Source organism: Arthrobacter sp. Hiyo1 (genome assembly GCF_001263615.2).
Lineage (GTDB): Bacteria > Actinomycetota > Actinomycetes > Actinomycetales > Micrococcaceae > Arthrobacter.
In genome coordinates, this window is the sequence record NZ_DF952477.1 from 100483 (window position 1) to 110233 (window position 9751).

Annotated in this window: 10 protein-coding genes; 3 read left to right on the plus strand and 7 right to left on the minus strand. The window is 62.7% G+C overall.

Going from position 1 to position 9751, the window contains the following annotated elements:
• Together AHiyo1_RS21855 and AHiyo1_RS21860 are read right to left on the minus strand one after the other, a co-directional pair.
• Nucleotides 1-862 (minus strand): FAD-dependent oxidoreductase (locus AHiyo1_RS21855; RefSeq protein WP_113990741.1); only part of this gene is annotated, 862 nt, incomplete at its 3' end.
• A 228-nt stretch (nucleotides 863-1090) separates the two neighbouring features.
• Complete coding sequence (locus AHiyo1_RS21860) at nucleotides 1091-1699, minus strand: helix-turn-helix domain-containing protein (RefSeq protein ID WP_059389980.1); 609 nt, start codon at nucleotides 1697-1699, stop codon at nucleotides 1091-1093.
• Between the two features lie 551 nt (nucleotides 1700-2250).
• Here AHiyo1_RS21860 and AHiyo1_RS21865 point away from each other — a divergent pair.
• Nucleotides 2251-3555: an MFS transporter gene (locus tag AHiyo1_RS21865; RefSeq protein WP_059389981.1), complete on the plus strand. Its 1305-nt coding sequence runs from the start codon at nucleotides 2251-2253 to the stop codon at nucleotides 3553-3555.
• Between the two features lie 4 nt (nucleotides 3556-3559).
• Nucleotides 3560-4012 (plus strand): cytidine deaminase, encoded by a 453-nt coding sequence (locus AHiyo1_RS21870; RefSeq protein ID WP_059389982.1) that lies wholly within the window; start codon nucleotides 3560-3562, stop codon nucleotides 4010-4012.
• Nucleotides 4013-4127: 115 nt separating this feature from the next.
• Here the strand turns inward: AHiyo1_RS21870 and AHiyo1_RS21875 are convergent, their stop codons facing one another.
• From AHiyo1_RS21875 to AHiyo1_RS21890, 4 genes are all read right to left on the minus strand, one after another.
• The gene (locus tag AHiyo1_RS21875; protein ID WP_059389983.1) at nucleotides 4128-4475 is read right to left on the minus strand and encodes an RNA polymerase-binding protein RbpA; all 348 of its coding nucleotides are present in this window, start codon (nucleotides 4473-4475) and stop codon (nucleotides 4128-4130) included.
• Nucleotides 4476-4719: 244 nt separating this feature from the next.
• Entirely contained in the window at nucleotides 4720-5661 is a 942-nt protein-coding gene (locus tag AHiyo1_RS21880) for an SPFH domain-containing protein (RefSeq protein WP_059389984.1), read from the minus strand.
• A 118-nt stretch (nucleotides 5662-5779) separates the two neighbouring features.
• Nucleotides 5780-6241 carry an NfeD family protein gene (locus AHiyo1_RS21885; protein ID WP_059389985.1) on the minus strand — a complete coding sequence of 154 codons (462 nt, stop codon included), beginning with the start codon at nucleotides 6239-6241 and terminating at the stop codon, nucleotides 5780-5782.
• A gap of 121 nt (nucleotides 6242-6362) precedes the next feature.
• On the minus strand, nucleotides 6363-7205 hold the full coding sequence (locus tag AHiyo1_RS21890) for a methyltransferase domain-containing protein (protein ID WP_059389986.1): 843 nt from the start codon (nucleotides 7203-7205) through the stop codon (nucleotides 6363-6365).
• A gap of 68 nt (nucleotides 7206-7273) precedes the next feature.
• Between AHiyo1_RS21890 and AHiyo1_RS21895 the strand changes: the two genes are divergently transcribed.
• Nucleotides 7274-9301, plus strand: coding sequence for a S9 family peptidase (locus AHiyo1_RS21895; protein WP_059389987.1), 2028 nt, complete (start codon nucleotides 7274-7276; stop codon nucleotides 9299-9301).
• Here the strand turns inward: AHiyo1_RS21895 and AHiyo1_RS21900 are convergent.
• The coding region (locus tag AHiyo1_RS21900; protein ID WP_059389988.1) for a peptide deformylase at nucleotides 9291-9751 on the minus strand (461 nt) is incomplete at its 5' end. The two genes, AHiyo1_RS21895 and AHiyo1_RS21900, sit on opposite strands and share 11 nt — an antisense overlap.

Here is a 9751-nt window from a genome sequence, read left to right on the forward strand (position 1 = left end):
CCACGCCGTCGTACCCGGTCATGTGGGGAGCGTTGCACCAGACGACGCCGTCGATGGGCGTCTTGAGCCACCACAGTTCCCAGGCGCCGCCAAGGAGGCGCTTGATGGTGCGGTTGATGGCACGGGCCTCCTTCGGGTTGGCCTGCTCGAAAGCTTCTGCGGCGGCCGTGTCCACGTTGCCCAGGCGGAAGACGAGGGTGGTGAGGTAGCTGTCCTTGATGTGGCTGGCGCCGGCACGGGAGGCGACGTCGATGTCACCGGTCGTGTCGATGACGATGTCCGCCATGAACGCCTGCGGGCCGGACTTGGTCTCGCAGATGACGCCCTTGATCACGCCGTTGTCCACGATCGGGCGGGAGAACCACGAGTGCAGGCGGAGGTTGACTCCGGCTTCGCGGACAAGGTCGTTGGAGACGCGCTTCCAGCCGTCCGGATCGAAGGCTGCGGCGTAGCAAATCGGCTTGGGGTTGGTGTGGGAGTGGAAGTCGAAGGTGCCGTAGCGGCCCCACTTGTTCCAGAGTTCCTCGGAGGTCTTGCGGTCATCGGCAGGCGGAACGATAGCAAGGCCGAGCTTCTGCAGCCGTTCCACGTACTCCGAAACGATGCCGGTCACCGTGATTTCCTGGCCGTTGATCATGTCGTCGAGCACCAGGACCATGCCTCCGGAGGCAAGTCCACCGAGCGAGGAGTAGCGCTCCAGGAGCGTGACGGATGCGCCGGACCGTGCTGCGGTGACTGCGGCGGCCACGCCGGCGGGCCCACCGCCGACCACGAGGACGTTGGAGCGGGAGATGACGGGTGCGGTGAGGTCCGCCGTCGTCGTACTGAGTTCCAGTGACGATGTGGTGGCAAAGGAGTTCATGGTGGAGGATCCTTACTTCCCGGCGGGCATTCCGTTGGAACGGTTGCCGGGGTATAGACGGGGTGCTCAGGAGGAGCCCGCGGCGATGTACGCAGCAGACTAGGCCTGGCGGAGGGCATGCCGAGTAGAGGTCCCGGGGGACCTGGACACGGAAGATTGAGATGTTTGCGAACGGACGTCCAAGGGTCCGTACGTGTATGGGAGCGAGCGGCGGCTAGCGCCGGCTGGTCACCATACGTGAGGGGCGTTGACCCAGATAGCTACGCATACCTCTTCGTAGCTGTTTTTGTACCAGTGAGGCGTATCCGAGGAGAAGGTGATCGAATCGCCCGCCTCAAGCGTGTAGCACTCGCCGTCGAGGAAGATGTCCTTCTTTCCCGACAAGATGATGCCGAACTCCTCGCCGCTGTGGCGGAAAGGAGTGGCGCTGGTGTCGTGGCCTGGCGGACTCACGATCCATTGGGCCTCCAAGGCGCCATTGAGGTCCGGGGTCAGGAGTTCATAGACTGCCTCTCCCACGGACTTCTTGGTGACGCCTTTGAGGTTTCGCCGCTCGGACTTGCGGACAACCGGCGACCTGGTTTCTTCCTGGCCGAGGAAGAACTTCCCCACAGGAATGTCCAGGCCGTGAGCCAGCTGCGCCAAGGTGGTGAATGATGGGTTGGCCAGCCCGCGTTCGATCTGGCTGACGATCGCCGGGCTGAGACCGGTGATTTCCGAGAGTTTGGACAGGGTCATCCCCTTGTCCTTGCGCATCGTGCGGACCTTGTTGCCGACAGTTGCCAGAAGCGCGCTCGTGCCGGCAGGTGAGGATGCCGTGATGATCTCGTTGGTCATGATCCAGCTTTCTCTCGGTGAGCTGACTCACATAACTATAGTGAAAAATTTTAGCGAATCAATGGTTCGGTGAAATTTTCTCGTTCTCCGGGTTCACTGACGCCGCTGCCGCGGCAGACTCTTCAATGCACGCGGGGCAACGAAGGCTATTTACCAAAAAGCATTGACCTGGTGAATATCTTCAATATAGTTAAGTGAGTCGCATCACTTGGGGAAGTTTGCAACACGATCAGAGACGTTGGCGCTTCAGCCTTCTGGCGGAAGGCCCAGCCCGGCCCCACGTCCACCCTCGTATTTCCCTTACTGATCCTGCGGCACCCAAGCAAGCCGTCCACGCTCCCTCTTACGGGACTGGGTGTCCCCGTTTGCTTCAAAGCGCTACGAAGAGGCACGCGTAGCTATCTGGGCTAACTCGCTTCCCATGAGGTGAGCTGGTTCGGCCTTGCCGGACCAAGCCAAAATGATAGTTTCGATCACCGTCGATTCCCCCTGGATGTCAACGGTGATCCGTACCCTCACGCACCGCGAAGGTGCGGAGGAAGGAAAGAATCATGACTGACACTGTCGTCAAGAATGGCCCGGAAAGCGCCCGGAAATCCCGGCTCTCTCCGGAAATCCGCCGTGGGCTGCTGGGCCTCGGACTCGGGAACACCCTTGAGTGGTACGACTGGATGGTCTTCGGACTCCTGTCGGCCTTCATCGGGCCAAAGTTCTTCCCCTCGCAGGACCCCACCGCCGCAACGCTTAACGCCCTGGCCGTCTTCGCCGTCGGCTTCGCCTTCCGTCCCTTGGGCGGCGTCCTGCTCGGTACTTTCGCCGACAGAATCGGCCGTCGAAAAGTGATGCTCTGGTCCATCATGATGATGGCAATCACCACGCTGATCATCGCCCTGTGTCCGACGTACCAGCAGATCGGCGGCGCCGCCGGCGTCATCCTCTTGGTCTGCCGCATCGTGCAGGGCATCTCCACCGGTGTTGAAGCTCCGCTTTCCACCGCGCACGCCGTCGAACTGGTTCCCGTGGGACGCGAAGGGTTCGTCGCGGGCATCATCTCCTTCTTCGTCAACTCGGGCATTCTCCTCGCTTCGCTGGTCAGCTACCTGTGCAGCCTGATGCTGAGCGGGGCTGTCATGGCCGACTGGGGCTGGCGTGTTCCCTTCATCGTGGGAGCGATCTTCGGCTTCATCGTGGTCTACCTTCGGCGCACTCTTCCGGAAACCATGCGGCCCGAGGAGCTCGCGGAGAACTCCTCCAAAGCTGTTTGGGGCGGCGTGCGCAAGCATTGGCTGAGCGTGCTGGCCATAACCTTCGTGGTTGGAGCAGCGCAAGCCTACAACTACGCCTGGAATACCGGCCTGCCCACCGCGGCCCGCAGCGGCTTCAAAGAAGACGCCACCGCTGTCTTCGCCCTCACCACCATTCTTGGAGCCGTGCTGGTTGTCGGCAGCCTGGTAGTCGGCAAGTTCGCAGACGGCAAGTCGATTTCGAAGTGGTTCCTGATCACCCGCGCACTGTCGATCCCGTCGGTCTTCCTGATGCTGATGTACGTCCGTCCGGGCATCGGCGGGTTCGCCGCGGTCCTCCTGGGCGGCTCGGTTGTCCTTGTCCTGAACATGACCTTGTACAACGTCGTCACCAGTTCCCTGATGCCCAAATCATGCCGAGGCGCCGGAACTTCCCTTGGTTACGGGATTGGTGTGGCCGTCTTCGGTGGTACGGCTTCCTATCTCCTGGTCTGGCTCCAGTCCATGAATGCATCGTGGATCTTCCCGGTTTACGTCGCGGTGCTGTCCGTGCTGAGCATTGTCTTCTACCTGCTGGCACGCAGGAAGAGCGGCATCTTCATTGGAAGCTAGGAACGTGATCTCGTTTGACCTCAGTCAGTCCGACGTAGAGCTCTACACCGCGGCCCGCCAACTGCTCCTCACGGCTCATCACAGCGAGAACCATCGTGTCGCTGCCGCGATGCGGGGCGCGTCAGGGGCGATCTATCTGGGCCTTCACATCGGTTCCAAACGAATCAACGTGTGTGCCGAATCCAGCGCCCTCGCCAATGCCCGCATTGCCCAGGAAGCCTCCATCGAGTCCTCGGTCGCAGTCAGCATGGACGAACACGGAGAACCGCAGGTCACGAATCCTTGTGGCGTCTGCCGGGAGCTGCTGCGGAACTACGGAGCCGGGGCAACGGTCCTGGTTGATGCCGGGGGAGAGGTTGGAACTGTCGGTCTAGCCGAACTCCTGCCATATCCCTGGATGCGGGCCACCGAGACCGAATGGGCCACCCAACCACCGGAAGCCACGAAGATGCACTAAATGCAACGGAAAAGTCCGGGTCCGCACTCTGAAGAGTGCGACCCGGACTTTTATCGTGAAACTGTTCCCTCGGCAACTGTCCGCTGAGGAACGGCGCCCTTTGGGAATTGCGGCGTTATGCCGAGCGGCGTTCCCCGCGACGTTCGCGCAGGATGTTCAGGCGGTCTTCGAGGATCTGCTCGAGCTCGGGGAGGCTGCGACGTTCCAGCAGCATGTCCCAGTGGGTGCGGACGGCCTTCTCGTTGGTGTCAACGGGGCGTTCACCATCAACCAGGAGCGCTTCCTTGCCGGTCTTGGAAACCCAGACAGGAGGGATCTCGGCTTCGGAGGAGAAGGTAACGAAGACCTGCTCTCCGTCCGCGCAGCGGTATTCAACCCTCTGACGCGGCGCCGGCTCCACGCCGGATTCGGTTTCCATGCTCTGGGCGCCAAGACGCATGCCCCGCAGGCTGCGATCGCTCATGATTACTCCCTCTGTCTGTTCGCGGAACCATGCTCCGCGCTAGCCGGACGCCGCGAGGCGTCGCCCGGACTACTGTCTGCACACGTTGCATCACTAGATGAAACGCCTGACCAAGCGTTAATGTTCCGTTCGGATTGAACCGGCCGGACAAATACACCATTATACGCGGATCGAAGCTGACAGGACAAAGCGAAGAGGACCGGCCAGAGAGATTGTGGCCGGTCCCCGTTCAAACTGTCGGTAGTTACGCGGACGGTTCTTGTTTGGAATCGCTGAACAGGTCAGCGACACCGGATCCGCCGTTGGCGCCACCGAGCGCTCCGCCGATGCCCTTGAGGGCCTCACCGACCTCGCTCGGGATGATCCACAGCTTGTTGGATGAGCCCTCCGCAATCTTCGGCAAGGTCTGGAGGTACTGGTAGGCAAGCAGCTTTTGATCCGGGTTGCCCTTATGGATGGCGTCGAAGACCTTCTGAATGGCCTGCGCTTCGCCATCTGCGCGGAGGATGGCTGCCTTCGCGTCACCCTCTGCAGCCAGGATTGCCGCTTGCCGTTGGCCTTCGGCCGTGAGGATCGCCGATTGCTTGGTGCCTTCGGCCGTCAGAATCGCAGCACGCCGGTCGCGCTCGGCCCGCATCTGCTTCTCCATTGAGTCCTGAATGGAGTGCGGCGGGTCGATTGCCTTGAGCTCCACGCGGGAAACGCGGATTCCCCAGCGTCCCGTGGCTTCGTCCAGGACCCCGCGCAACTGGCCGTTGATCTGGTCGCGCGAAGTGAGTGCTTCTTCAAGATTCAAGCCGCCCACGACGTTACGGAGCGTCGTGGTGGTCAGCTGTTCAACAGCCTGGATGTAGTTGGCGATCTCGTAGGTCGCTGCCCGGGGATCCGTGACCTGGAAATAGACCACGGTGTCGATCGATACAACCAGGTTGTCTTCGGTAATCACCGGCTGCGGCGGGAAGGAAACCACTTGTTCTCGAAGGTCCAACAGCGGCAGCAAGCGGTCGACAAACGGGATCAGGATGGTGAGCCCGGGGTTGAGCGTGCGCTGGTATTTACCGAGGCGTTCCACGACGCCGGCGCGCGCTTGCGGGATGATCCTGATCGAGCGGACCAAAACGATAATCACGAATATGACGAGAACTAGCAGCACGATCGCGGCTGCAGTTCCTCCCAAGCTGTCCATACATCTCCTTCATTCCCCAGTTACGTTTTTGATGCGGTATGTGTGCGGCAAAATGCCGGTCGCCAGTCGCCGAACGCTCGTCGTCGAACGTCGTGGCGTAAGCCATGGCGGGACGCTGCTAGTGCGGGCTGTTTTCCGCTGTCGGGGCGACTACCGCCGTCGCGCCGTCAATCCTGGTGACCTGCACGGTCTGGCCGGCGTCGATGATTTCCGCCGCGCTGCGGGCGCTCCACACATCGCCACCGATTTTGACGAGTCCCGCCGTCGCGCTGACGGGCTCCATGACGAGCGCCGATTGGCCGATCAAGCGGTCCACGTTGGTGCGTTGCTCGGCGGGCCCTTTGTGCAGATGCTTGAGTGCGATAGGACGGACGAACGCGATCATCAGCAGGGACACGATGCAGAGGACCACAATCTGCAACCACAGATCGGCTCCGGCAAGGTCAGCGACGAGTGCAGCCAGCGCGCCGGCCCCGAGCATGATGAAGAAGAAGCTGAGCGTCAGCATCTCCACCACGGCGAAAGCGAGAAACACCGTGAGCCAGAGGGCCCACCAGTTGCTGCCAAGCCATTCAAACATCGTTCCCCCTGTTTCCGGACTTGCGGCGGCAGCCGGCCTGATCCGGACTGCAGCGTCGGCAAGATCACAGTCGCTATTTTTCCATCCTAGCCCGGCGCGAAGGTTCCCGTTAGGCGCCTTGCTACGGCGCTGTGAAAACGCTGAGGGTGAACTTCGCGGTGGCTTGAACGGACGTTTCCGAGGCCGTTGACGCCAGAAGGGCGGCGCGTTCCAGGTGATGACCCGCCGGTCCCATGAAGGCGACATCGGCGATGTCCCGCCCACCGAGCTTGAGGTCCACGTCGAGGTGAATGGTGTCCGCGAGAGTGAAGAACTCCTGCATGGACTCGGTAAGTCGTTCTTCTTTTCCCGGCTCAATGTTGAGCATTCCGGTGCGTTCCGCAATCTCCCCAAGGTGTCCGTTGCGCGGAGTCACCACGATCACCCGGCCGCCTGGACGCAGGACGCGGGCGAATTCCGGGGGGTTCCGCGGCGCGAAGACCACGATGATGGCATCCACGGAGTGGTCGGCGATGGGCAGTGGTCGCCAGATATCCCACACCAGATTGACGGCGCCGGGATTCAGCCGTGCGGCCCGGCGGAGGGCGAACTTCGAGATATCGATGCCAATGGCTGCCGCAGGAGTGCGTTCCAGCACTGTCCGCAGGTAGTGGCCGGTGCCTGTCCCCGAATCGAGGACCAGGGAGCCCGGTACCGACAGGACCGGAGCCGCCTCCTCCGCGATGGCTTCGGCGAGCGGAGCGTAGTGGCCCGCGCCCAGGAAATCGTCGCGGGCCGCGACCATCTCTGCCGTGTCCGCCTCGAAGACGGTGCCCTTTCCCGTGAGCAGGTTGAAATAGCCCTGTTTGGCGGCGTCGAAACTGTGGCCGGCGACGCAAACCAGGGAAAGCGGCGCCGCCCCGCTTAGTCCAAAAGGACCCCTGCAGACCGGGCAGCGCAGGGAAGGGACGGCGTCGGAAAGCATAGGGACAATCCTACGGCGGCCGGAGTGGCAGATATCGTCACGCCGTGGCGGCCGCTAGGCTCACCAGCGTGAAAGCCGAACAACTCCCGCTGCTGAATTCCGTCTCTGCTCCCGCCGCCCATCCCGATGGGACCCGCGCCGTCGTGTCCGTAACGCGGCCCGATTTCGATGCTGATGCGTACGTCGGGCAGCTTTGGAGCGTTCCTTTTGACCCTGCGATCCCGCCCCGTCGGATAACCCGTGGGTTCCGGGACACCGCACCGGCATTCTCGCCCGACGGTACGGTATTGGCATTCCTCAGGGCGACGCCGGACGGCAAGCCGCAACTGCACGTGGTGGAGGCCGACGGCGGGGAACCGCAAGCGATCACTGAGCAGAAACTGGGTGTCTCGGACTTTTCCTGGGCACCCGATTCTCACAGGATTGTTTTCTCTTCGCGGGTTCCCGAGGAAGGCCGTTACGGAACGGTTGACGGCGTCGGGCCGGGCAGCGAAGACCCCCGATTGATCACCGACAACCAATACAGGCTCAATGGACTGGGTTACACCGCCGACAAGCCCGCGCAACTGTTCGTCGTCGACGTTCCCGAGCCCGGAGCGGAACCGCCGGTGGCCCCCGCCGGGAGGGCCGCTAAAGCCCTCGGGCCAGAGGCCGCGAGCCTGGTGCCGCGGGCCATGCAGTTGACCTCCGGCGACGTCGACCACACCTCGCCGTCGTTCAGCCGCAACGGCGAGAGCGTTTACTTCGTCGCCTCGCTTCACGAAGGCCACGACGCCGATCTCGCCTCGGGTATCTATCGTGTCCCCGCCGCGGGAGGGGACATCACCGCGCTGCGTCCGGACGCTGCACCGCAGTCTGTCCTGGAAGTCTGCGAGTCCGTGGACGGCGAATGGCTGTTCTTTACGGCACAGGACCTCGGCGATGACGGCCTGGATTTCGTCGCGAGGAACACAGCGCTATATGTCATGCCGGTCCGGGGTGGCAAGGCGACGATGCTGAGCGACGTCGAAAACCAGGACGTTGGCTGCCCCCTCGAAACCGTCGGAGCGGATGGGGTGCTGGCGCCCAACACGACTCGTGGGAACGTGCAACTGATCCGCTGGACGGCCGACGGCGGGACCGAGGTCCTCGTCGAGGGGCCCCGGGTGGTGATCGGCGCTTCCGCGGTGCGAGACATCGTGTCTGTCTCTTTCGGTGACGCGTTCAGCAACGGTGAGCTCGGCGTTCTGGAGAACGGTGAATTCCGGGTGCTCACCGATTTCGCCAGGGCGCTCCGAGGCAAAGCAGCCATTCTTGAACCGCACGAGTTCACAGCCACCGGCCCTGACGGCTACCCGGTCCATGGCTGGGCGGTCCTGCCGGAGGGGCCAGGCCTGCACCCCGTGCTGCTCACCATCCACGGCGGCCCTTTCGCGCAGTACACGGGAGCCTTCTTCGACGAAGCCCAGGTTTACGCAGAGGCGGGATACGCCGTGCTGATGTGCAACCCGCGTGGTTCCGCCGGGTACGGCCAGGCGCACGGCGGGGCCATCAAGGAAAAGATGGGCACCGTGGACATGGCGGATGTACTCACCTTCCTGGATGGTGCCGTGGAAGCCTTCCCCGCGATGGACAAGGAATCGATCGGCATCATGGGCGGGTCCTACGGCGGATACCTGACGGCCTGGGTCATCGGCCACGAACACCGCTTCAAGGCAGCCATCGTGGAGCGCGGATTCCTTGACCCCGTCAGCTTTGCCGGATCATCGGATATTGGATGGTTCTTCGGTGGCCAATACACGGGCGGCTCGCTGGAACAGATGGCGGCCCAAAGCCCCATGGCCGTGGTGACCGCAGTCCGGACACCCACGCTGGTAGTCCACAGCGAAAACGATCTCCGATGCCCGGTTGAACAGGGCCAGCGCTACTTTGCCGCCCTCAAGGCGCAAGGCGTGGAGACGGCGTTGCTCCTCTTCCCGGGTGAAGATCACGAACTATCGCGCTCGGGCACGCCACACCACAGGCGACAGCGTTTCGAGCAGATCCTCGCGTGGTGGGCAAGGCACCTGCCTTCAGCAGCAAACCGGCCCCGCGAGGCCGGCTCAGCTACGGATTGAGGAAACCAAGCCCGCGGCGTGCCTCGTCGATACCGGGGTACGCCCAATGTGCTGAGTATTCTGCATCGTTCGCCAGGGACCGCAGCTCGGCGCGGTCCACATAGAGTCCGCCTTGCAGGTGGTCGGTCTCGTGCTGGACTATCCGGGCCTGCCATCCGGAGAATCCAGCCGAGGCTGCACTGCCGTCGGGACGCTGATAATGCAGGCGGACATCGCGGTGCCGTGTGACCACGGCCTGGAATCCGCGCATCGACAAACAGCCTTCGTAGAACGACGCCGTTGCAGTCCCCTCGGGTTCGTAGCCGGGGTTCAGTATCGCGAAGAAGCCCAGCGGTGTCCTTTGGCGGATCTCCGAGGCCACAGGGTCAACATCGAAATGGTCTTCGAGCACGGCCAGCTGCAAGGGGATGCCGAGCTGCGGTGCGGCGAGGCCCACACCGGGAGCGGCGT